Source organism: Bacillus solitudinis (assembly GCF_002797395.1).
Classification (GTDB): Bacteria; Bacillota; Bacilli; order Bacillales; family Bacillaceae_D; genus Halalkalibacter_A; species Halalkalibacter_A solitudinis.
This window is the reverse complement of record NZ_KZ454943.1, coordinates 1860482-1883110: the sequence shown is the minus strand read 5'-3', so window position 1 is coordinate 1883110 and position 22629 is coordinate 1860482. Positions and strand designations below refer to the sequence as shown.

At 40.5% G+C, this 22629-nt stretch carries 21 protein-coding genes; 17 read left to right on the top strand and 4 right to left on the bottom strand.

What is annotated here, in order from left to right; all coding sequences use genetic code 11:
- The first annotated feature begins 291 nt into the window (after positions 1–291).
- Positions 292–1281, top strand: a complete 990-nt coding sequence (gene pta, locus CEF19_RS08910; protein ID WP_100405768.1) for a phosphate acetyltransferase — start codon at positions 292–294, stop codon at positions 1279–1281.
- 50 nt (positions 1282–1331) lie between these two features.
- Here pta and CEF19_RS08905 read toward each other — a convergent pair whose 3' ends face one another.
- Positions 1332–2165, bottom strand: coding sequence for an octanoyl-[GcvH]:protein N-octanoyltransferase (locus CEF19_RS08905; protein ID WP_100405767.1), 834 nt, complete (start codon positions 2163–2165; stop codon positions 1332–1334).
- Between the two features lie 202 nt (positions 2166–2367).
- Between CEF19_RS08905 and CEF19_RS08900 the strand changes: the two genes are divergently transcribed.
- From CEF19_RS08900 to CEF19_RS08880, 5 genes are all read left to right on the top strand, one after another.
- Positions 2368–2592 carry a YuzB family protein gene (locus tag CEF19_RS08900; protein WP_100405766.1) on the top strand — a complete coding sequence of 75 codons (225 nt, stop codon included), beginning with the start codon at positions 2368–2370 and terminating at the stop codon, positions 2590–2592.
- A 240-nt stretch (positions 2593–2832) separates the two neighbouring features.
- Positions 2833–3987, top strand: coding sequence for a glycerate kinase (locus CEF19_RS08895; RefSeq protein WP_100405765.1), 1155 nt, complete (start codon positions 2833–2835; stop codon positions 3985–3987).
- 424 nt (positions 3988–4411) lie between these two features.
- Entirely contained in the window at positions 4412–5710 is a 1299-nt protein-coding gene (locus tag CEF19_RS08890; RefSeq protein ID WP_100405764.1) for an HD domain-containing protein, read from the top strand.
- 14 nt (positions 5711–5724) lie between these two features.
- Positions 5725–6231, top strand: a complete 507-nt coding sequence (locus CEF19_RS08885) for a YwgA family protein (protein WP_100405763.1) — start codon at positions 5725–5727, stop codon at positions 6229–6231.
- 128 nt (positions 6232–6359) lie between these two features.
- Positions 6360–6890, top strand: a complete 531-nt coding sequence (locus CEF19_RS08880) for a YwhD family protein (RefSeq protein WP_100405762.1) — start codon at positions 6360–6362, stop codon at positions 6888–6890.
- Between the two features lie 326 nt (positions 6891–7216).
- On the opposite strand, the gene CEF19_RS08875 is transcribed toward CEF19_RS08880, so the two are convergent.
- Positions 7217–9286, bottom strand: coding sequence for a transglycosylase domain-containing protein (locus CEF19_RS08875; protein ID WP_100405761.1), 2070 nt, complete (start codon positions 9284–9286; stop codon positions 7217–7219).
- Positions 9287–9496: 210 nt separating this feature from the next.
- Here CEF19_RS08875 and speE point away from each other — a divergent pair, with 210 nt between their 5' ends.
- The 6 genes from speE (at position 9497) to CEF19_RS08845 (ending at position 15630) form a co-directional block, all read left to right on the top strand.
- Positions 9497–10321: a spermidine synthase gene (speE, locus tag CEF19_RS08870; RefSeq protein WP_100405760.1), complete on the top strand. Its 825-nt coding sequence runs from the start codon at positions 9497–9499 to the stop codon at positions 10319–10321.
- 926 nt (positions 10322–11247) lie between these two features.
- Positions 11248–12120, top strand: coding sequence for an agmatinase (gene speB / locus CEF19_RS08865; RefSeq protein ID WP_100405759.1), 873 nt, complete (start codon positions 11248–11250; stop codon positions 12118–12120).
- Between the two features lie 244 nt (positions 12121–12364).
- Positions 12365–12808, top strand: coding sequence for a YwiB family protein (locus tag CEF19_RS08860; RefSeq protein ID WP_100405758.1), 444 nt, complete (start codon positions 12365–12367; stop codon positions 12806–12808).
- Positions 12805–14475, top strand: coding sequence for an arginine--tRNA ligase (gene argS / locus CEF19_RS08855; protein ID WP_100405757.1), 1671 nt, complete (start codon positions 12805–12807; stop codon positions 14473–14475). The genes CEF19_RS08860 and argS overlap by 4 nt, the downstream gene beginning before the upstream one ends.
- Before the next feature lie 183 nt (positions 14476–14658).
- Positions 14659–14823, top strand: coding sequence for a XapX domain-containing protein (locus tag CEF19_RS08850; RefSeq protein WP_100405756.1), 165 nt, complete (start codon positions 14659–14661; stop codon positions 14821–14823).
- Positions 14824–14835: 12 nt separating this feature from the next.
- The gene (locus CEF19_RS08845; protein ID WP_100405755.1) at positions 14836–15630 is read left to right on the top strand and encodes an alpha/beta fold hydrolase; all 795 of its coding nucleotides are present in this window, start codon (positions 14836–14838) and stop codon (positions 15628–15630) included.
- 80 nt (positions 15631–15710) lie between these two features.
- Here CEF19_RS08845 and cls read toward each other — a convergent pair whose 3' ends face one another.
- The gene (gene cls, locus CEF19_RS08840; RefSeq protein ID WP_100405754.1) at positions 15711–16907 is read right to left on the bottom strand and encodes a cardiolipin synthase; all 1197 of its coding nucleotides are present in this window, start codon (positions 16905–16907) and stop codon (positions 15711–15713) included.
- A gap of 148 nt (positions 16908–17055) precedes the next feature.
- Between cls and CEF19_RS08835 the strand changes: the two genes are divergently transcribed.
- From CEF19_RS08835 to CEF19_RS08820, 4 genes are all read left to right on the top strand, one after another.
- Complete coding sequence (locus tag CEF19_RS08835; RefSeq protein WP_100408260.1) at positions 17056–17670, top strand: TetR/AcrR family transcriptional regulator; 615 nt, start codon at positions 17056–17058, stop codon at positions 17668–17670.
- A gap of 265 nt (positions 17671–17935) precedes the next feature.
- Positions 17936–18814, top strand: a complete 879-nt coding sequence (locus tag CEF19_RS08830; protein ID WP_100405753.1) for an HD-GYP domain-containing protein — start codon at positions 17936–17938, stop codon at positions 18812–18814.
- Positions 18815–18931: 117 nt separating this feature from the next.
- The gene (gene rpoE / locus CEF19_RS08825; RefSeq protein WP_319830096.1) at positions 18932–19447 is read left to right on the top strand and encodes a DNA-directed RNA polymerase subunit delta; all 516 of its coding nucleotides are present in this window, start codon (positions 18932–18934) and stop codon (positions 19445–19447) included.
- Positions 19448–19668: 221 nt separating this feature from the next.
- Positions 19669–21267, top strand: a complete 1599-nt coding sequence (locus tag CEF19_RS08820; RefSeq protein WP_100405752.1) for a CTP synthase — start codon at positions 19669–19671, stop codon at positions 21265–21267.
- A 120-nt stretch (positions 21268–21387) separates the two neighbouring features.
- Here CEF19_RS08820 and CEF19_RS08815 read toward each other — a convergent pair whose 3' ends face one another.
- Positions 21388–21912 (bottom strand): DUF2529 family protein, encoded by a 525-nt coding sequence (locus tag CEF19_RS08815; protein ID WP_100405751.1) that lies wholly within the window; start codon positions 21910–21912, stop codon positions 21388–21390.
- Positions 21913–22151: 239 nt separating this feature from the next.
- On the opposite strand from CEF19_RS08815, the gene CEF19_RS08810 reads away from it, so the two are divergent.
- Complete coding sequence (locus CEF19_RS08810; RefSeq protein ID WP_100405750.1) at positions 22152–22517, top strand: response regulator; 366 nt, start codon at positions 22152–22154, stop codon at positions 22515–22517.
- Positions 22518–22629: the final 112 nt, after the last annotated feature.

Sequence of the window (22629 nt, the reverse complement as noted above, 5' to 3'; positions counted from 1 at the left end):
CACATTACTAAGAGAGAACTGAAATAGGAAAAGCACCCTTCTTCAGTGCCCTCGAAAACCGACCTTTTTCAGTTGCCTTAAATCATCAAAGAAGTTGCAATCGCTCTGATGGCCGCCTTCCATTTTAGTAAGATTCTTACCATCATCTCTTTCACCCTCATATTCAATTTACAGAATGGGAAAAATGAAAGCGATTAGAAGATAGACTATTTTTACTTTTTGGTAGACCGTTCCAATTTAAAGAAAAGAGGAGTATTCTTATACCAATGAAATGAAAGGGGAGGATGGGTTGTGAACGAGCTTTTTACAAAAATAAAAGAACAAGTTGAACGACACCAACCAACAATTGTCTTACCTGAAGGAACGGATGAACGCATTTTAGAGGCAGCATCTAAGTTAGCCAAGGACCGCGTACTAAAACCAGTTCTAATTGGAGACAAGTTTGAAGTGCAAGCAAAGGCAGATGATTTAAAGATAAACGTCGATGATGTTGTAGTAATAGATCCACAAACATATGCCGGAATGGATGAGATGGTCGAGGCTTTTGTCAATCGTCGAAAAGGAAAAGAAACCGAGGAAACAGCACGCGAGAAATTATTGGATGTAAACTATTTTGGAACGATGCTCGTATATATGGAGAAGGCAGATGGTCTTGTCAGTGGTGCAGCACACTCTACAGGTGAGACGGTACGACCTGCTTTGCAGATAATCAAAACGCAACCAGGCATAAAAAAAACTTCAGGTGTCTTCGTTATGGTAAAGGAAAATCAGAAGTTTGTGTTCGGTGATTGTGCAATTAATATCGCACCAAATAGTGAAGAATTAGCAGAGATTGCAATCGCAACAGCTGAGACTGCAAAAGTGTTTAATCTAGATCCAAAAGTAGCAATGCTTAGCTTTTCAACAAAGGGGTCAGCCTCATCAATCGAAACACAAAAAGTATCAGAGGCTACAAAAATTGCTCAACAAGCACGCCCTGATTTAGTCATTGATGGTGAGTTTCAGTTCGATGCAGCCTTTGTTCCTGCCGTTGCTCAAAAAAAGGCACCCGACTCGCCTCTTCAGGGACAAGCGAATGTGTTTATTTTTCCTAGCTTAGAATCAGGGAACTTAGGATATAAGATTGCGCAACGACTTGGTGGTTATGATGCCATTGGGCCCATTTTGCAAGGTCTTAATAAACCTGTTAACGATCTGTCTCGTGGCTGTAATGCTTCGGATGTTTATAAATTAGCACTGATTACAGCAATGCAAGCCATTAATTTTAAAATTACGCACTAAAAATTTGGTTGAATTTCACCCTGCTGCTACGGACAATCAGGGTGAAGCTTTTACCCTTTTGTTAGACACTTGTCATTTCGAGTAGTGACACGCTCAAGTTGTTGACCAAACAGAAGACGCTCATCTTCTGTTAAGCTTGACCCTTCAAGTTCCGCACCAAAGTTTTTTAATGTCGTAAGCGCTCTCACTAGGACATCCTGTATTGTGAGCGGTTGTTCTAACAGCTCTGATAAGGATGCCATCGTGTCAGGGATGACGTTGGGAACATCAAACTTTGTCGTTTCGTTTTGGACTGAATGCTTATAAAATTCACGAACAATTTTTGCGCGCTCAGAACCGCTCCCGTTAACAGACAAATATATTTGTACGGCAACGCCGCCCCGGATACGGCGTTGAGAGATTCCGGCGAATTTTTTTCCTTCAATACTTAAATCGTAACTTCCCGGGCAATAAGATCCAATGATTTCTCGTGCTTCTATGGATTGAGTTGCCGATTTGAACATTTCTTGTATGAGGAAAAGCATCGCATCATAGCCAGTGTTTATTGATAAACTTTTGTCCTCTTTCATGATGAGTGAAAGGTTTAACACGCCTGAATCAAGAACAACAGCTAAACCACCCGAGTTTCGAACGATTACGTCATAACCTTTTTCTTCAAGGTAGGAAACCCCTTTTTCAATGATAGGAAGACGACTATCTTGTGTTCCAAGTACTATTGTATCGTGGTGTACCCATGCCCGGAGTGTAAAGGACGATTGTTGTTGTCCAATCACAGTACAAAGTGTGTCATCGTAAGCAAACGATTGAAGGGCCTGAAATGGAGCTCCAAACGTTGTATGATCTAAAAAGCGCCATTTTGACGTGAATAAATTTGCTACATCCATCTAATTTTCTCCCTTGAAAATTCTTTGTTAGCTTATTATAGCACGGGATAGTAATTTTCTCATTGCTCTGATATACTTAAGGATGGTTTAAAATAAATATAATTACATCATCATATATAGCTCGAAGCAATAAGTGAAGGTGTTAAAGCTAAAAGGTAGCGTACTTCACTTAAAGTATCTAAGAATAGAAAGGAAAGGAATCATGGCAAACGAATTTCGTATCTGTGATGAGTGCCAAGCGACCAACTTAAAAACTCTGTTGCCACGTCTAACTAAACTAGACCCTAAAGCAAAAGTTGATATACGCTGCCAGTCGTATTGCGGTCCTGGCCGAAAAAAGTCATTTGCATTCGTAAACAATCGTCCTGTGTCGGCACCTGATGAAAATCAGTTATTAGATAAGGTTCAACAGAAGATAAAGAAGTAAGCGGCATGAGTTCGATATTCGGACTCATGTCTATTTAATTTTCCGGAAAAATATGCGAAGAATATTTATTTGAGTACTGTAATCATCAAGGTAAAGCGGTTCGGAGAGTTGTACTGATGCATCTGCATCATTATGACTCTTTTTTTTTGAGGGTATTTTTTGATGTTTTAACAATGGTGCGTCCTTGTTAGGGCGTTTACAATATAACTATAAGAACGTTTACAAAAGGAGAGGTAGAAAATGAAGAAAATCGTCATAGCACCAGATTCATTTAAAGAAAGCTTTACGGCAATGCAAGCAGCTGTGGCAATTGAGAGTGGATTTAAACGTGTATTTCCTAATGCTGAATATGAAAAAATTCCAATGGCAGATGGGGGAGAGGGTACGGTACAATCACTCGTTGATGCTTTAAAAGGGACACCTCAAAGCATTTCCGTCGTTGGTCCGCTTGGTGATGAAGTAACTGCGGTTTACGGTTTATCAGGTGATGGAAAAGTAGCTATCATTGAGATGGCATCGGCCTCAGGTCTTCATTTAGTTCCACCGCCTAAACGAAACCCTCTTTATACAACAACCTATGGTACAGGACAGTTAATTATTGATGCTCTCGAAAAAGAGGTTGAACACATAATCCTTGGAATTGGTGGGAGTGCGACAAATGACGGAGGAGCAGGGCTCGCACAAGCATTAGGTGCAAAGCTATTAACAAGGGAAGGAACTGAGATTGGCTACGGGGGAGGCGCACTTGAAACTCTATGGAACATAGATATCTCAACAATGGATCCTCGGCTTCGGCATGTGAAAATTGAAGTTGCAAGCGATGTTGATAATCCTTTACTCGGGCCACTAGGAGCCTCCACCATTTATGGTCCACAAAAGGGCGCCACAGTGGAAATGGTTAATGAGCTAGAACAATGTCTTGCTCATTATGCAGAGGTAATCAAAAAGACGCTAGGAAAGGATGTTAAAGATATTCCGGGAGCTGGAGCAGCAGGGGGCTTAGGTGCAGGCTTGCTTTCCTTCCTTAATGCAGATTTAAAGTCAGGAATTACTATTGTTCTTGAAGCTACTCGTTTGAAAGAGAGAATAGCAGGAGCCGATTTAGTGATAACAGGGGAAGGAAGGCTTGATCAGCAGACTATTTTCGGGAAAACTCCGATCGGTGTCGCAAAGGTAGCAAAGGAACAAGGGATTTTCGTTCTAGCTTTTGCAGGTGGTTTAGGAAAAGGGCATGAACATATCTTTGAACATGGAATTGATGCAGCCTTTTCGCTTGTTCCTGGTGCGATGCCTCTAGAAGACGCGATGGAAAATGGATTGAACTATTTAGAAGGAACCGCGGCAAATGTTGCTCGTATCATGGCTATGAAGCAAAGTACCAACTTAGTAACATGACAAAGTATCACAAAAATATAGAAGAGCAGAAGATATCGTAATTTTCTTCTCTTTTTTTGCCCATCACCCTTACTTAGCGAACTACCGCCTACCGCCATTCCTCAATTAACTCACTTCCTCTTTTTTTTAACCGATGAATACGTTATTGCATGAGGTCGGGGGCCTATCAAGTGGAAATCTCACCTTGCCTAGAGGCGAAAGTGAAGTCAGCAAAGCTTGTAAAGAAAATGCTCAAACGAAGAATAGAGAATGAAAACACGGACCATACTATCGAGAAGTTCGCTCAATAACAAAAAGGAAACAGTCTATTCATACGAGTAGACTGTTTCCTTTTAATCTTTCTAAAGAATAGCAAGAAGTGAGACACTGATAGTCAAATTCGTTATAATATACACTATCAACTGGAACATGAGAGGGGACGGCCATGACGAAACCTTATTACGGTCAATTGGAAGAAGAAAAAGTATTCAAGGACCCAGTTCACCGTTATATACATATAAGAGATGAATTAATTTGGGAGTTAATCGGCACGAGAGAGTTTCAGCGTTTACGCCGAATTCGCCAACTAGGAACGACATATCTAACATTTCACGGGGCGGAGCATACGCGTTTCAATCATTCGCTTGGTGTATATGAAATCACGAGAAGAATTTTAGAGAACTTTAATGGGCGGCCTCACTGGGATGATAGTGAGCGGTTGGTTGCCTTATGTGCAGCTCTATTACATGATGTCGGTCATGGTCCTTTTTCACATTCGTTCGAAAAGGTATTTGATACCGATCATGAGGAGTGGACGCGTGAGATTGTATTAGGAGATACCGAGGTTAACCGAGTTCTATCCAACGTGGGCCCGGCATTTGCCAAAGATGTTGCTGATATCATCGAGAAAACCTATTCGAATAAACTAGTGACAAGCATCATCTCAAGTCAAATCGATGCGGATCGAATGGATTATTTACAGAGAGATGCCTATTACACAGGAGTAAGCTATGGCCATTTTGATATGGAACGAATTTTACGGGTGATGCGCCCCGTAGAGGATCAAGTTGTGTTTAAACAAAGCGGGATGCATGCCGTTGAAGATTATATTATGAGTCGGTATCAAATGTACTGGCAGGTTTATTTTCACCCAGTTACTCGAAGTGCCGAAGTGGTTTTAAGTAAAATACTTAAACGTGCCAAGGACTTACACGAAAGTGGTTATGAATTTAAGCAGCTTCCACACCACTTTTATTCTTTTTTTAATGGAAAAGGGAGTCTGAGGGATTATTTGCGGCTAGATGAGTCGATTGCACTCTATTATTTTCAAATATGGCAAGAAGAGGAGGATCGCATTTTACGCGATCTTTGTGTAAGATTTCTAGATAGAAAACTGTTTAAGTATGTTGAATTTAACCCGAATTTACAAATGAATGATTGGCTCAAGTTGCAGTCGTTATTTAAAGAGGCAAATATTGATCCCGATTACTACTTAGTCGTCGATTCCTCATCAGATTTACCATATGATTTTTATCGTCCCGGTGAAGAAGAAGAGCGACTTCCAATCCATCTTGTCCTACCATCAGGCAAAATCCGGGAGCTTTCTCGTGAATCAGATGTGGTAGAGGCCATTTCGGGGAAAAAGCGAACCGATCATAAATTATACTTTCCGCTCGATGTCTTAGAGGATGAGCGTGAACATAAAGAGATAAAGCGGCAAATAGTAGAAATTTTAAGAAAATAAAGGGGGAGAAAGGGTTGTTAAAGGACCATGCAAAGATAATGGCGCTTTTTTTGCAAGCAGGTGAAGTCATCGGACGGAAAAAGCTTCAGAAAATCATCTATATTGCTAAAAAGATGGACATCCCATTTTCTGAGCGCTATAAATTTCATATGTTCGGCCCCTACTCAGATGAATTGACGCTTCGAGTTGAGGAGCTCTGTAATCTAGGGTTTGTTGATGAAATCAAAGAAAATAAAGGGAACTATTATCAATATCGCTATTCGTTATCAAAGGAAGGAACGAGATTTCTAGAGCTTTATGAGTATGATTTACCTGATTCAAAGGCATTAGTTGACAGCTTGAATGAACAGAGTTCAAGGTTTCTTGAGCTCGTTTCCACTCTTCTATACTTTGAGGAGTTATCAAAGGAAGAAGTGACAGAAAAGGTTTTTACGTTAAAGCGAAAACAAAATTATAGTCAAGCCGATATTGATGAGGCGTATCAATATATTGAAGCCCTTAAAGTTATTACCCCCTTTTGAATACGATTTAAAAAGAACAAACCCATTTCTTGTTAGAGTGGGTTTGTCTTGATTTCCAGAGAGAGGGTTGAAATGGTATAATGAACAGTATAAAAACAAGGTGCGAAATACAGAAAGGAATGAACCGAATGGATCTTTTAAATAATGATAACTTAAAAAAGAAAACAGGTGGTTTTACCATTTTAAGTGGTGATTCTACTGGTGGTCATGGTGGTTATGGTGCAGGAGTTATGAACCTTGACAATGTTTCACCTGTTTTTGTTGACCCTAAAGAAGGAGAAGCCTTCATCGATATGGGGGCCCTGCATGCACGATCTGCTGTTGAAAAACGAATTAAGTTTCTGAAAAACAAGGAGGAAGTACCAAACGGAAAGCTGTATTGGCTTGTATGGGTCTCGATCCTTTACAAAGAAGGTCAGCCCTATTACGGTGGAGTGGCCGGCTGTGAAATGACGGTAGATATAGACATTCGTCGAGGGTATAAAAGCTTACCAGATCATGTGAATAAAATGGATAAATCCTTAAAAGGTCATATTCTAGTTGACCATATGGATGACACATCAAAGAAAATCTTAGGAGAATTCCTAAAAGGGTATAGTGAAGAGATGTGGGACCGGTCTGAGGAAAAGCTACACCAAGAGTTGCTTGGTAGTAAATAGAACAATATATTTTGGTTTGTAAAGACCTAAATTTGCTGAACTTTGAACGATTTCCGAACACTCTGTTGGGCTATTGAGCTTTTTGAAAAGACGGAGTAAACTTGAAAGTAGTATAAACATTTATACTAGGACACGAAAAAGCGTGAGGGGTGAGCCCTTCACGCTTTTTCATTTCTGGGATTTATATAAATTAAAATAGAGCATCTTGATGAAGTTATACAACATGTCATTGAATTGACGACACATAGAGGTAATGTCGAGGCTACCAGTTTGCAGTAGCCTCTTCTTTGAGGTGGCGGTACTGAATTACTTTCAAAAATAGGCCGTTAATGACCAAACCATTTAATAAAGCGGTCAAGGAAGCGTTCCTTTGCATGTCCTTCCTCGTTAATCGCTTCGATTTCTTCTTGGTCAGCATCTGGTTCAGGGCATTCCTTCACCGGTTCTGTGCCTTCAAGGAAATAGGTGATTCGATGGGTTGGACAGGAATCTGTCGCAAGTAAGCCATTTTCCGGATTTACGCTTACGCCAACGACACCCTTTGGCTGGTGAAAGTTTAATTTAAGTTGGTCTTTATGGGAATGCTCCATGAAATTCGCCCAAATGCGTTTGGCAATTTGCCCATCCGTGCCATGATTAAGCTTCTGTCCTTGATCGTAACCGACCCAAACTCCTGTAACTAGCTGGGGGGTATATCCAATCATCCAGCTATCGGTAGACGTCGATCCGGATTTCCCGGCAACTGGTCGGCTTACGAGATGGGCGATTGATCCACCTGTGACAGAAGAGTGTGCATTTAAATAGGGGTCAAACATGCCTTTCATTAAATCCGTTAAAATAAACGTTAAGCGTGGATCGAGAATCTGCTCTAATTCAGGTTCATTTTCATAGAGAACCTGGCCTTGGGCATCCACGACTTTACGGATAAAGCGAGGCTTAACAAGTTGGCCTCCATTGGCAAAAGAACTATAACCGCGAACCATTTCAAGGACATTGACAGGTAGTGTACCGAGAGCAAGCGAAGGTAATTCACCTAGAGGACTCTCAATACCAACACGCTGTGCTAGTTCCACGAGTTTGTCAGTACCTAGAAGCAAATGCGTTTTCACAGCAAATATATTATCTGAAAACGCTATCGCTTGTAATAATGTAATAAAGTCATGAGCATAGCGATCGTTGAAATTTCGTGGCGAATACTCAGACCGTCCGTCATCATAAGTAAAGGTAGTCGGTTCACTGAGTAGAGTTGATGCGGCTGTAAAACCATTTTCAAGTGCCGCATAATATAAGAACGGTTTAAAAGTTGAACCAGGTGAGCGTTGTGCTTGTATGGCACGATTATAAGGACTTTCTCCATAGCTTTTCCCGCCAACAAGCGCTTGAACATCACCGGTTCGCGGATTCATAGCGACTAATGCTGTTTGTAATTCTGTATCTGGCATCTCTGCAGCAACCCAGCGTTCAGCTTCTGCCTGTATGTCAGGGTCAAGTGTTGTGTAGATTTTAAGACCTCCAGCTTCAAGCAAGGCTTGATCAATGCCAATATCTTCAATAAGCTGTCGTTCGACGATATCTTGAAAATATGGACCGACCGAAGCAGCATGGTGAAGCTCTTCTCGAACAAAGTTAAGTTCTTCCACTTTAGCATCATTTGCTTGGGCTTGTGTGATGACACCATTTGTAACCATTGATTGCAAGACGACCTTTTGGCGTTTCTTCGCGCGATCATAATCAAAAAATGGCGAATAATAGCTTGGACCTTTAGGGATACCTGCTAGCATGCTCGCTTCGGCTAATGTTAAATGCTCAGCACTTTTACCGAAAAAGTGGTGTGAGGCGGCTTCGATACCATACGCACCGTGTCCATAATAAACGGTGTTTAAGTAGCCTTCGAAGATTTTGTCTTTTTCATAGTTCATTTCTAAACGTAGAGAATATATAAGTTCATTCCATTTTCTTGCCCATGTTTTATCATGACTTAAATAAAGGTTTCGTGCGTATTGCTGTGTAATCGTACTCGCACCCTGGGACTTTCTTCCGGAACGCAGATTAGCAATAATCGCCCCGCCTATTCGGTTTGGATCAAACCCGAAATGAGTATAAAATTTACGATCCTCAATAGAAATTGTGGCATCACGCACGTAAGGAGAAATGGATGAGAGTTCCACCCAGTAACGATTCTCACCTTGATGACTTTCTCCAATTGTCGAGTCATCCGCTCCTAAGAAAACCGTTGTCTGCGAGACATTCAATGGTGGAGGTCCTTGCATTTTTGTATAAGAAAGTAAGGAAACGGCACCAGCCGCTGATAGAACAAGCATTAATAATGCAAGTCGAAATAATAGACGAAACCATCGTCTACGGCGTTTCGTCCGTCGGTCTATGATGACTTCCATGTCTGTCACCTCTTCACTAGATTCGCTGTATCTATGACTAGGATTGGTAGAAAACATGGTTTTTAAACATATCTAGAGTATGATAAATTTTTGTTTGCATTTTTAGCCAATTACTATATACTTTCATTTGTTATAGTCGATAAGAGGTTAGGTAGTAGAGGATTTGAACATCCTTATAGAGAGAAAAAAACTAATAGAGGTGAAGCAGTGATGGAATTATGGTTTACAGAAAAACAAACAGAGCGTTATGGAATTACAGCAAAAATTAAACGGACGTTACATACGGAAAAAACAGAATTTCAACAGCTAGATGTCGTAGAAACAGAGGAATTTGGAAACATGCTTATTCTTGATGGCATGGTTATGACAACCGAGAAGGATGAGTTTGTCTACCACGAAATGGTTGCCCATGTTCCGTTATTTACACACCCAAATCCTAAACATGTTCTAGTTGTTGGTGGGGGAGATGGTGGAGTCATTCGCGAAGTATTGAAGCATCCTTCTGTAGAGAAAGCAACGCTCGTTGAAATAGATGGTAAGGTTATCGAGTACTCAAAAAAATACTTACCTACGATTGCAGGAGCATTAGATGATGCACGCGTGGATGTACAAGTAGATGATGGTTTCATGCATATAGCAAAGGCTGAAAATGCCTATGACGTGATTATGGTGGACTCAACAGAGCCAGTAGGCCCAGCAGCGAAATTGTTTGAAAAGGGTTTCTATGAGGGGATTTCAAGAGCGCTTAAGGAAGATGGGATTTTTGTTGCACAGTCAGACAACCCGTGGTTTACACCAGACTTAATTGCAAAAGTACAGCGCGATGTAAAAGAAATTTTTCCAATTACACGTCTCTACACAGCAAATGTCCCGACGTATCCAAGTGGTCTTTGGACATTTACAATTGGATCCAAAAAGCATGATCCACTAGAGGTAGCGAATGAGCGCTTCCATGAAATTGAAACAAAATACTACACAAAAGACCTCCACAAAGCAGCATTCGCCCTGCCGAAATTTGTTGCGGATTTAGTATAGTCGCGAGTAGCGACGACAGCCGAGCAAAGCCGGCTAATCACTTGACCTTAGGGTTTGATAGTCGCGAGTAGCGACGACAGCCGAGCAAAGCCGGCTAATCACTTGACCTTAGGGTTTGATAGTCGCGAGTAGCGACGACAGCCGAGCGAAGCCGGCTAATCACTTGACCTTGGGGTAGGATAGTCGCGAGTAGCGACGACAGGCGAGCAACGCCGGCTAATCACTTGACCTTGGGGTAGGATAGTCGCGAGTAGCGACGACAGGCGAGCAACGCCGGCTAATCACTTGACCTTGGGGTAGGATAGTCGCGAGTAGCGACGACAGGCGAGCAACGCCGGCTAATCACTTGACCTTGGGGTAGGATAGTCGCGAGTAGCGACGACAGGCGAGCAACGCCGGCTAATCACTTGACCTTGGGGTAGGATAGTCGCGAGTAGCGACGACAGGCGAGCAACGCCGGCTAATCACTTGACCTTGGGGTAGGATAGTCGCGAGTAGCGACGACAGGCGAGCAACGCCGGCTAATCACTTGACCTTGGGGTAGGATAGTCGCGAGTAGCGACGACAGGCGAGCAACGCCGGCTAATCACTTGACCTTGGGGTAGGATAGTCGCGAGTAGCGACGACAGCCGAGCAAAGCCGGCTAATCACTTGACCTTAGGGTTTGATAGTCGCGAGTAGCGACGACAGCCGAGCGAAGCCGGCTAATCACTTGACCTTAGGGTTTGATAGTCGCGAGTAGCGACGACAGCCGAGCGGATAGTCGCGAGTAGCGACGACAGCCGAGCAAAGCCGGCTAATCACTTGACCTTAGGGTTTGATAGTCGCGAGTAGCGACGACAGCCGAGCGAAGCCGGATCAGTTTACTAACCAAGCAGCCAAATGAGAATTGGCTGTAATTAAATTAGATACAAGGAGGAACGTCAATGCGTTTTGATGAAGCCTACTCAGGAAAAGTATTTATAATGAGCAAGCCTAGCTACGAAGACGCGCAAGCCGTAATTTATGGAATGCCAATGGATTGGACCGTATCGTTCCGTCCTGGTTCACGTTTTGGTCCAAGCCGTATTCGTGAAGCATCGTTAGGTTTAGAGGAATATAGTCCTTATATGGACAAGCATTTAGAAGAGGTTAATTATTTTGATGCAGGTGATATTCCACTTCCATTTGGAAATGCAGCCCGAAGCCTTGATATGGTGGAAGATTATCTTAATCAGTTAATCGCAGATGGGAAGTTTCCAATTGGGCTTGGAGGGGAACATTTACTTTCTTGGCCGATATTTAAGGCGATGTTTAAAAAGTATCCGGATATGGCTATTATTCATATTGATGCGCATGCTGATTTGCGAGAAGAGTACGAGGGAGAACCTCTTTCTCATTCGACACCGATTCGCAAGGCTTGCGGTCTAATTGGACCTGGAAATGTATACTCATTTGGGATTCGTTCAGGCATGAGAGAGGAATTTCAATTTGCAAAGGAATCAGGCATGCATATGTCAAAATTCGAAGTAGCAAAACCGTTAAAAGAGATTCTTCCAACACTCGCTGGACGTAATGTGTACGTGACGATTGATATTGATGTACTTGATCCTTCGCATGCCCCTGGTACAGGTACGGCAGAAGCTGGCGGGATTTCATCAAAAGAATTGCTTGAAGCGATAGTAGCGATTGCAGAATCTGACATCAACGTTATTGGAGCTGACCTTGTCGAAGTAGCACCAGCGTATGACCATTCGGAACAAACGCAAATTGCTGCGAGTAAATTTATACGTGAAATTCTACTTGGCTGGGTAAAGTGACATCGACTAATAAGGAAGCTGCTATGGAGTATTCAGGCAGCCTAGAGCTTCTTCTAGCACAGAGGAAGCTCTTTTAAGTTCATCATTATCCTTTCGATGTCATTGTTGATTTCATCCTCGGATTGCACATAACCCTCCTTGATTTTCACCTTTGCCAAGAAAAGAAATCTCGTTCCTTGAACGATATGTTGCAAGTCCTTTATAAACTCGCTAAACTTGAAAAAGAGAAGGGTGTGCGAGCCGAATGCAAAAACCACTTAAACGAATAGTTAAATTGAATTTCCAAACGAGCATCCAGCATGAGAATCATACAGAATCTTACGAGTTTACTGCACGAGGTGAGCTCTTTCATAAAGGAAACCAAGATTACTTAAGATTTGAGGAAGTCTTGTCGGAGCATGAATCGGTGCAAACTACAATGAAATGGGACGGTCAGGAGCTAACACTTATTCGTCAAGGAGTCATCTTAATGAGGCAAGCCTTTATAACAGGCAAAAAAACGGTCGGTCGCTACGTAACTCCTGAAGCTTCGTGGGAAACGGTCGCTCAGACAGAAAAAATACTAGTACAATGGCCAAATGGAAAAAGCCGTGGACGTATTCATCTTCGCTATCGCTTTGCCTTACAAGGACAAGACACAGGCCAGCATGAGGTGCGTTTAACCTTAGAGGAGGACAAAACAAAATGAATAGTATCGAGCAAATTAAGCAGCAATTAAAAGAAGAAATTATCGCTGCGGTAAGCGCAGCAGGTTTAGCAACAGACAAAACGATGCCAGAGGTCGTTCTTGAGACACCGAAGGATAAAACACACGGGGATTATGCAACGAATATGGCAATGCAGCTTGCGAGAGTTGCGAAAAAGGCGCCAAGACAAATTGCCGAAGAATTGGTGGCACATTTAAGTAAAGAGAAATCTGCTATTAAAAAAGTTGATATCGCTGGACCTGGTTTTATTAATTTCTTTTTAGATAATAGTTATTTACGAGACATTGTGCCCGCAGTTTTGCAGGCAGGCGAGCGTTACGGTGAAACGAACGTAGGAAAGGGCAAGAAACTCCAGGTTGAGTTTGTCTCAGCTAACCCAACAGGAAACCTTCACCTTGGACATGCCCGCGGCGCTGCAGTTGGTGATGCGCTCTGTAATGTTCTTGCAAAGGCAGGCTTTGACGTTGAAAGGGAATATTATATTAATGATGCTGGGAATCAAATTAATAATCTTGCTCTCTCATTAGAAGCGCGTTATTTCCAAGCGCTTGGACAAGAGAAAGAGATGCCGGATGATGGTTATCAAGGCCAAGATATCATTGGGTTTGGGGAGGATTTGGTCAAAGAATATGGCGATAAGTATCTGAACGTTCCTGAAAGTGAGCGTCTTGCGTTTTTCCGTGAGTATGGATTGAACAAAGAGCTTGATAAGATTAAACATGATTTACGAGAGTTCCGTGTTGAATTTAACAATTGGTTTTCTGAAACCTCTCTCTATAAAACAGGAAAAGTTGAGGAAACATTAGCTTTATTAAAAGAAAAAGGTGAAACGTTTGAAGAGGACGGAGCAACCTGGTTCCGTTCAACCACATACGGTGATGATAAAAATCGTGTCCTTATAAAAAACGACGGGAGCTACACGTACTTAACGCCAGATATTGCGTACCACCAGGATAAAATGAATCGTGGCTTTGATAAGCTCATTAATATTTGGGGAGCGGATCACCACGGTTATATTCCACGTATGAGAGCAGCAATTCAAGCACTTGGTTATAAGGCAGAACAAATGGATGTAGAAATCATTCAAATGGTGAGCTTGTATCAAGGTGGAGAAAAGGTGAAGATGAGCAAGCGAACTGGGAAAGCTGTAACACTTCGCGATTTGATGGAAGAGGTAGGAATTGATGCAACGCGTTATTTCTTTGCGATGCGTAGTGCCGATTCTCATCTCGATTTCGATATGGATTTAGCTGTTTCAAAATCTAATGAAAACCCTGTTTATTATGTCCAGTATGCACATGCCCGTGTATGTAGCATGCTTCGTCAAGGTGAGGAACTAAATCTCAAGTTTGAAGAATCAACCGATTTATCACCAATTACAACGGAAAAAGAATTTGAACTTCTTAAGGCTATTGGTGCGTTTCCAGCAGTAGTTGCAGAAGCAGCAGAGAAACAACTTCCTCACAGAATTACGAATTATGCGCATGAGTTAGCATCAACTCTACACAGCTTCTATAATGCAGAACGAGTCGTCGATGTTAACGATGAGCCGAAATCAAAGGCTCGACTTGCACTGATGCGAGCGACCCAAATTACTATAAAAAATGCCCTAGATCTTGTTGGTGTTGAAGCGCCACAGCAAATGTAATGCAACCTCCTCCTTCTACGAGTAAGTGGAAGGAGATTTTTTTGGAGTTAGTTTATGGGAATTTATGTTAAATTGCCAAATCCAGTTCATTAAATAATAGTTCCTCCTTATTGTGAAAATATATGAAATTTCGAATAGGGGCACTTAGAATAAGGCATAGTAAGGGCAAAGGAAGGGATGAGTATGCAAGAAATGATATTAGCCTTACTCGCTGGATTGATTGTTGGATTACTATTTGCATTTATTAAATTACCAATTCCTGCCCCGCCCGCATTACCAGGTATATTGGGGATTATTGGCATTTACTTAGGGTTTAAACTATATCAATGGATTCTACCATTTATTTAAGGGGGACACATAATGCCATACGCTAGAGGCAAAGGACCTGCAATCTATTATGAAGTGGAAGGAACAGGAACACCGATTGTATTTTTACATCCACCGGGAATGGGGCATGTAACCTTTAATCAGCAACGGCGATTATCTAGTTTTTTTCAAATTGTTTTTTTAGATTTTAGAGGGAATGGGCGTAGTGGTAGAACGAAAGAACGAGTAACTGTTTCCTCAATGGCTGAAGATGTTCTTCAAGTTATTGACAAGCTACAGCTAGAGAAAGTCGTCGTTTGTGGATACTCAAATGGAAGCTCCGTTGCTCAAGAATTTGCCCTTACATATCCAGAAAGAACAAGTGGAGTTCTGTTATGTGGAGGGTTTCCGGAAGTAAATACGTTTTTCTTAGAAAAGGAATTTGATATAGGAATTTTTGGAGCCAAACATAAATGGATGCCTTTATTTGGTCAAATATTGTCTAAATCGCATTTTAAAGAGAAACCTTATGTTCAATTTTTAAAAAATTATGTAAAAGAAACGAATCCCATCAATCTCGAATCAGCCTACGAAGAAGGATTAGCATATTCCTGTCTCGACCGTATACAAAATTTAAAGGTGCCACTCCTTTTAATATACGGTTCACGTGACTTTTATCTCCACGTTTACCAATGGCAGTATGCCAAGCGTGTGAAGGATCTTGAAATCATCCACGTCTCCAAAGCGACCCATCAAATACCAACAAAGCAACCCGATGAATTTAATGCCATTTTAAAGAACTGGGTAGAACGAAAGATCGCAAAACAAACCCAACAGCTAAACTTGTAAAAAAGGAATTCAAGAATGCGCGACTCGCCCTACTATGAGAGTATTACTCATAGTAGGGCTTTCAAGGGTTTAAAATGAATCTAGAGCAATCCTGAAATCATGGTTGCAATTTTTTCCTTGCTTCTTTGACTGAAGGGGCGTTTTTTGAAAGCTTCTAATGTAAGTCGTTCGGAAGTACCAATATCAAGGTCTAATTCTTTTAAGACTCCTTCTACAAAGGAGGACTCAAAAATCAAACAGTTGATTTCATGATTAAGATGAAAGCTACGTTGGTCAAAATTTGCAGTGCCAATGTCACACATTTGATTATCAATGACAAACACCTTCGTATGAAAAAAGCCGCGGTAATATTGGTATACATTAACCCCCGCCTCTAACAAATCTTTAAAAAAGGGAAATGCAGCCTCTTTTACAAAGGGATGGTCTCCCTGCTTAGGCAATATTAAACGAACATCAACACCTCTTTCTGCAGCCTCAATTAAAGCCTGCTGCAAGTGCGCTCCTGGTATAAAATAAGGGGTACCAACGGTTATGGTATGGTTTGCTTGTTTAATTAAATCTAGAAACGTTTCTTCAAGAAAAACACCATCAGTGGGTAAAATTCGTAACGGAATCGATCCTTTAGAAAGCGAAGGGTAGTGACTGTCCTTCTTCACGTACTTTTGCTTTGCACTTTGCCAATCTTCAAGGAATTGCTCTTGTAAATCTTGAACACCATCCCCTTCCAAGCGAAGATGGTAATCTTTCCATACCCCAAACTTAGGATCGCGTCCTAAGTATTCATCACCAACATTATACCCACCAATGTATCCGACTCGTCCATCGAAAATACTAAGTTTACGGTGGTTTCGGCGATTGAGAGTAAAAAAGAAAAAGGGAAACTGGATAGGATGAGAATAAGCAAATTTCACACCGGACTTCTTAAGTTGTTTAATCGATTTCCGAGATATCTGGCATCCGATTCTGTCGAGAAGAAGTCTGACAGTAACCCCCTCCTTTGCCTTTGTTTCTAATAGCTTAACCATCTTCGTACCAATATGGTCATCGCGGAAAATATAAAAAAGGAGATGAATATGGTCTGTGGCTTGTTGAATATCAGCAAAGGTATGTTTGAAAAAATCATCTCCTGTTGTAAAAAGTTTCACTTCACTGTATCTTGTTTCTTGTACATGACGTTTAGCTTCTTTGCGTTGTTTCCTTAATCCAAATACAAAATCGAGCCGCAACCATATTAAAATAACGCTTATTACAAGCAATGCGATAAAAAATCCGTTCATAATAGAAACCCTCCTTTTTCAAAAGTTTATATTTCCTTAGGCTTTCCAAAAAAAAGGGTTTCATGAGAAAAGATTCTAGAATGTTGTTTGAATATTTAGTATCCTTATATGGAAGTTGATACAATGATGAGGAAGTAGGTTGAAACTATTGAAAAAGAAAACTGTTCCTTCAATGATTAAAGATCCCCATTTAATAAAAAAACGTAGAGAACAAATGATAAAAGCAGCGGTTCACTTGTTTATTGAAAAAGGATTTCATCGAACAACAACAAGAGAAATTGCTAAGCATGCTGGATTTAGTATCGGAACATTATATGAGTACATTGGTGCAAAGGAAGATGTTCTTTATCTAGTTTGCGATAACATTTATGAGGAAGTTCGAGAGCGACTAGCTCAGCATCTTAAACAAGAGGGGGCTGGTCTTGAGAGATTAAAACAAGCGATAACAGCTTATTTTTTAGTTATCGATGAAATGCAGGACGAAGTACTTGTCATGTATCAGGAAACAAAATCTCTCCCAAATGAAGCGTTAAAGTATGTACTTGAAAAAGAAATGGACATGGCAGAGATGTTCGAGTTAATAATTATCGATTGTTTAAAAAGTGGTGAGCTAATGATTACAGAAGATAAAGTTAAGCTTCTTGCTCAAAACATTCTTGTGCAAGGACAAATGTGGACGTTTAGACGTTGGGCCATTCAACGCCATTATTCATTATCTGAATACACCAAGTACCAAATTTCGGGTCTTTTACAGGTCAGATAGTCAAACATAGATAGGAGTATAAATGTAAAATTCAACCACTATCTATGGGGAATAGTCTATGAAAATTATTGCTACTACTGTATGATTATTACAAATTTGTTTATTGTACAAGTAAAGAGGCGATAGTGGTGCAAATAGATAATTATATCGGAAAGACGCTATGTGAGGATATTTACTCTTCTGACGGGTCGCTTTTATTAGCGAAAGGGACCGTTATTACCCATAAATACATTAAACGCATTCAGAGAAAGAGCTAGACTTTAAGATGATAGTTGCAAGTTTAAGTCAAAGTCTGAGAGCTTATCAAGGTGAGAAGAAAGAAGCGCTTATGCTTCAAACAATGACTGAGCTTAAACAAATTTTTCATAACGATCAAAATCATCGTTCTGAAATTAGGAGAGTAGAAACCTATATTCTGTCTCTAGTAAAGGAGATGTCTGAAGAGAAGCACCTTGCTGGTTTAATGCATGACCTCCAAGTAAAAGATGATTATACATATCGACATAATATTGGCGTGTCGATTATCTCGTCAATGCTCGCAAAGTGGTTGAATCTTACTGATGAAGAAATCAATCAAGTGACATTAGGTGGACTTGTCCACGATATAGGAAAGGCTCGCATTGATAAAAACCTATTAACAAAGCCGGGTGCTTTATCAAATGAAGAGTATAGTGCAATTAAGCTTCATACTATATTAGGCTATGAGTTCTTAAAAGAGGATGGAAGTTTTTCAAAGGAAGTATGTCTCATGGCGCTTGAGCATCATGAACGGGGTGATGGGACAGGCTATCCGCACCAAAAGAAGGCAAGTCAAATAAGTTATTATTCTAAAATTATCGCTATTGCTGATGTTTTTCATGCGATGACATCAGACCGAGTCTATCGAAAAGGTCTTTCCTTTTATGATGTATTAAGAGAAATGAAAAACGACTCATTCGGTCGTCTAGATCCATTGATGATTCAGGTATTTATTCGAAAATTAATGAATATGTCAATTGGGAACCGAGCAGAGCTAAATAACGGACTTATCGTTGAAATCTTATTCATTCCGCAAGAGGATCCAATTAATCCCCTTGTTCGCTCACATAAAGAATTTATTGCGAAAAAGTCGGCTTTATATCGAGAAGCTTATTCCTTAAATTAATTGTACTTTCTAGATTTTCATCTACTATCTAGCATATTTGTATAAAATGTGTTTATAATGAAAAAGTATGATCTTTACTCGAAAGAAATAAAGGTGATAAGGAAAGATGGAAAGGACGTGCTCACATTGAATTTAAAGGAAATGGAAAAAGAGGAGCTTCAAGAGTTATCAATGGTAGAAGTTGCCTTCTCTATTATGGTAGAAGAACGAAAGCCATTTGACTATCATGAGTTGGTCAAACGTGTCGCTGAAATTAGAGGCATGACAAAAGAGCAGCTAAATAACCGTATTGCCTTTTTATATACAGATTTAAATATTGATGGACGTTTTCTTACTTTAGGCGATAATCAATGGGGTCTTAAAAGTTGGTATCCTTTGGAGCAAGCTGAAGAGGAAATTACAGCGCCAGTAAAGCCGCGTAAAAAGGTCAAAGCTGACATTGATGATTTGGATGATGATTTCGATGATGTCGATGATGAATTTGAAGATCTTGAAGACGAACTAGATGTAATCTCTAGTGCAGAAGATGCGGATGACGATGATTTTGACGATGACGATGAAGTCGAGACTTTTGGCGATGATGATACTGACGACGACGATGACGATGACGATACAGAGATTAAAGAAGAATAAATTAGCCGAGAATGTGAAGAGATCTTGACTTCCTCGTAAGTTCTAGGTAGAATCATTTTTGGGCTTCTGAAATGCAATTTATGACGGACTATAACAAAAGTGCGCCCCCTTTTTGGGTAAGGTGTCACTTTTGTTTTTTATTTTATATAAACTGTGAGCTGTAACAGCTTGTTTCACTCAGTAAATCAAGTGATTATTAGAACGTGAAGGAGTCGATATAATTGTCAGCAAAGTATATTTTTGTTACCGGTGGAGTTGTTTCATCATTAGGGAAAGGAATTACAGCAGCTTCGTTAGGACGATTGTTAAAAAATCGTGGAATGAAGGTGACCATTCAAAAGTTTGATCCATATATTAATGTTGACCCAGGCACGATGAGTCCTTACCAACATGGAGAAGTATTTGTTACAGATGATGGGGCCGAAACTGATTTAGATTTAGGACATTATGAGCGTTTTATAGATATCAACCTAAATCAAAATAGTAACGTGACAACTGGGAAAATCTATTCGACAGTGCTGAAAAAAGAGCGTCGTGGTGATTATCTTGGTGGGACGGTTCAAGTCATCCCTCATGTAACCAATGAAATAAAAGAGCGTGTTTTCCGAGCGAGCCGTGAAACGAATGCAGATGTCGTTATCACTGAAATTGGTGGAACGGTTGGGGATATCGAAAGCTTGCCATTTCTTGAGGCGATTCGTCAAATAAAAAGTGATGTTGGCGTAGACAATGTAATGTATATTCATTGTACCCTTATCCCGTACTTAGCGGCAGCTGGTGAGATGAAATCAAAGCCAACCCAACATAGTGTGAAGGAGCTTCGAAGCTTAGGTATCCAACCAAACGTTATTGTGGTTCGAACAGAAAAGCCAGTTCCTCAAGAGATGAAAGAAAAGATTGCTCTTTTCTGCGATATTCATAAAGATGCTGTAATTGAATGCCGAGACGCAGAGACTCTTTATCAAATCCCTCTGGATCTTCAAGCTCAGAAGCTTGATGATATCGTATGTAACCATCTAAAACTAAATTGTCAGCAAGCAGATATGACAGAGTGGATATCTCTTGTTGATAAAGTACAGAACTTATCTCAAAAAGTAAAAATTGCGTTAGTCGGAAAATATGTAGCCTTACCGGATGCTTATTTATCAGTAGCCGAAGCGCTCCGCCATGCGGGGTATGCTTATGATGCTGATCTTGAGATTCAATGGGTTGATGCCGAGGCAGTAACAGCTGAAAATGTCTCAAGCTATTTAGATGAGGCAGATGGTGTCTTGGTTCCCGGTGGATTTGGCGATCGTGGAATTGAAGGGAAAATCACAGCTATTCGCTATGCCCGTGAAAAGAACATTCCATTCTTAGGTATCTGTTTGGGGATGCAGCTTGCTTCCATTGAGTTTGCTCGTCATGTATTAAATCTTGAAGGCGCAAACTCATCAGAACTAAACCCTGAAACAAACTATGCTATTATTGATTTATTACCAGAACAAAAAGATATTGAAGATATGGGCGGTACACTACGCTTAGGTTTGTATCCTTGTAAGTTAGTAGAAGGTTCACTTGCCCACGCTGCGTATGGCGAACAAGTAATTTATGAGCGTCACCGTCATCGTTATGAATTTAATAATGAATACCGCGAGCAAATGGAGAAGGCTGGGTTTATTTTCTCTGGGACAAGTCCAGATGGCCGTCTCGTTGAAATTATTGAATTAACGGATCATCCTTTCTTTATTGCATCTCAGTTTCATCCAGAATTCGTTTCGAGACCAACTCGTCCTCAACCGTTGTTCCGTGAATTTATTGGTGCTTCATTAAAAAAATAATTAGTAAAAAGGTCTGACACTTTATTGTTTAGTGTCAGACCTTTTTTTGAAGTGATTCAAAGGACGTTGAGTCATTTCCTAAAAGAGCAGTGGCTCCACAAATGAGTCATGTGACCTTTCTCATTCATATTCTGAAATAATGTCATGAATTGTAAGGTGTAAACAAAAGAATGTGTACAATGCAATAAGCGATGCAGGGTAGCCAATTTTTGAACCATCGTCCTGTGGAACAAGAGATCGCGTCACATCAAGATTAATGTGAACGTCAGCGAGAGTAACGAGTTCGTCATCAGCCTCCTCCACAGTTGAAATGGCAACGAAAGGGATTGAATTCTTATACAAGTCACGAGCAAGGACGAGGATGTCTTCATCAGATGAACGTGAAACAAGAAGGACTCGATCCTGTACTCCTGGAGTATGCATGTTTCCTTGGTTAGCTAAAGGTAAAAAGGTACCCAGCGCTTCTTTGCCATAAAGTGCCTCTGCCGATACAGCAGCCATTTCTTTCGTTCCATACACATAGACAGTGCCTTTTGCAATAATCGTCTGTGCGAGCAACCTGCCAGCATCTTCTAGTGAATCAATTTGCTTTTCTTGAATTGCTTTCATTAGTCCGGTGAGTTGGGTCGTGAAAATTTGAATCATTAGTCGAACTCCTTTTTCATCATTTGAATTCCCATGTCTTATCAAAGAATTATAACGTAAGACTAGAAAGGTTGGAAAGTCTTCAATTCGACAGGCTTAGACAGTACTTGTCGGAAGTTTTTTGTATGAAAAGGGAGGGAGTAAAGGAGGATTATTAAAAGTTTTCTTGAATTGTAGAGTAAAGATATGGATAAGTACGGCACTGAGAAAGTGTCCGATTTAAATAAAGGGGTGTACATATGCAGAAAATATTAGTTGTAGATGACCAATACGGAATTCGTGTGTTATTAAGTGAGATTCTACAAAAAGATGGGTACCAAATCTTTCAAGCAGCTAATGGTGTCCAAGCTTTAAATATTGTCGAAAAAGATAAGCCGGATCTTGTTCTTTTAGATATGAAAATCCCCGGAATGGATGGGTTAGAAATTCTAAAGCGTATTAAAGAGAAGCATGCTGAGATTGACGTTATTATGATGACGGCATATGGAGAGTTAAATTTAATTAACGAAGCAATGCAGCTAGGTGCAATTACTCATTTTGCGAAGCCGTTTGACATTGATGATATTCGCGAAGTAATTAAAAAAAATATCGGCATTAGTAAGTAATTAAAATTCTGAAGGGATACCGGTTTTGTTAAAACTCTCATTAAGGAAGCGTTTACTTTAAAAAAATTAATGAAACTCCTTTGCAAACCGTGTATTTTCAGAAGAGTATGCT

What these genes read in the sequence shown, in the direction of transcription:
- CEF19_RS08850 (WP_100405756.1), top strand. Translation starts at nt 14,659, where the DNA reads ATGCAAGAAATGATATTAGCCTTACTCGCTGGATTGATTGTTGGATTA.
- CEF19_RS08900 (WP_100405766.1), top strand. Translation starts at nt 2,368, where the DNA reads ATGGCAAACGAATTTCGTATCTGTGATGAGTGCCAAGCGACCAACTTA.
- speE (WP_100405760.1), top strand. Translation starts at nt 9,497, where the DNA reads ATGGAATTATGGTTTACAGAAAAACAAACAGAGCGTTATGGAATTACA.
- CEF19_RS08880 (WP_100405762.1), top strand. Translation starts at nt 6,360, where the DNA reads ATGGATCTTTTAAATAATGATAACTTAAAAAAGAAAACAGGTGGTTTT.
- CEF19_RS08815 (WP_100405751.1), bottom strand. Translation starts at nt 21,912, where the DNA reads ATGATTCAAATTTTCACGACCCAACTCACCGGACTAATGAAAGCAATT.
- CEF19_RS08830 (WP_100405753.1), top strand. Translation starts at nt 17,936, where the DNA reads ATGATAGTTGCAAGTTTAAGTCAAAGTCTGAGAGCTTATCAAGGTGAG.
- CEF19_RS08895 (WP_100405765.1), top strand. Translation starts at nt 2,833, where the DNA reads ATGAAGAAAATCGTCATAGCACCAGATTCATTTAAAGAAAGCTTTACG.
- CEF19_RS08860 (WP_100405758.1), top strand. Translation starts at nt 12,365, where the DNA reads ATGCAAAAACCACTTAAACGAATAGTTAAATTGAATTTCCAAACGAGC.
- CEF19_RS08890 (WP_100405764.1), top strand. Translation starts at nt 4,412, where the DNA reads ATGACGAAACCTTATTACGGTCAATTGGAAGAAGAAAAAGTATTCAAG.
- speB (WP_100405759.1), top strand. Translation starts at nt 11,248, where the DNA reads ATGCGTTTTGATGAAGCCTACTCAGGAAAAGTATTTATAATGAGCAAG.
- cls (WP_100405754.1), bottom strand. Translation starts at nt 16,907, where the DNA reads ATGAACGGATTTTTTATCGCATTGCTTGTAATAAGCGTTATTTTAATA.
- CEF19_RS08905 (WP_100405767.1), bottom strand. Translation starts at nt 2,165, where the DNA reads ATGGATGTAGCAAATTTATTCACGTCAAAATGGCGCTTTTTAGATCAT.
- CEF19_RS08875 (WP_100405761.1), bottom strand. Translation starts at nt 9,286, where the DNA reads ATGGAAGTCATCATAGACCGACGGACGAAACGCCGTAGACGATGGTTT.
- CEF19_RS08845 (WP_100405755.1), top strand. Translation starts at nt 14,836, where the DNA reads ATGCCATACGCTAGAGGCAAAGGACCTGCAATCTATTATGAAGTGGAA.
- argS (WP_100405757.1), top strand. Translation starts at nt 12,805, where the DNA reads ATGAATAGTATCGAGCAAATTAAGCAGCAATTAAAAGAAGAAATTATC.
- CEF19_RS08810 (WP_100405750.1), top strand. Translation starts at nt 22,152, where the DNA reads ATGCAGAAAATATTAGTTGTAGATGACCAATACGGAATTCGTGTGTTA.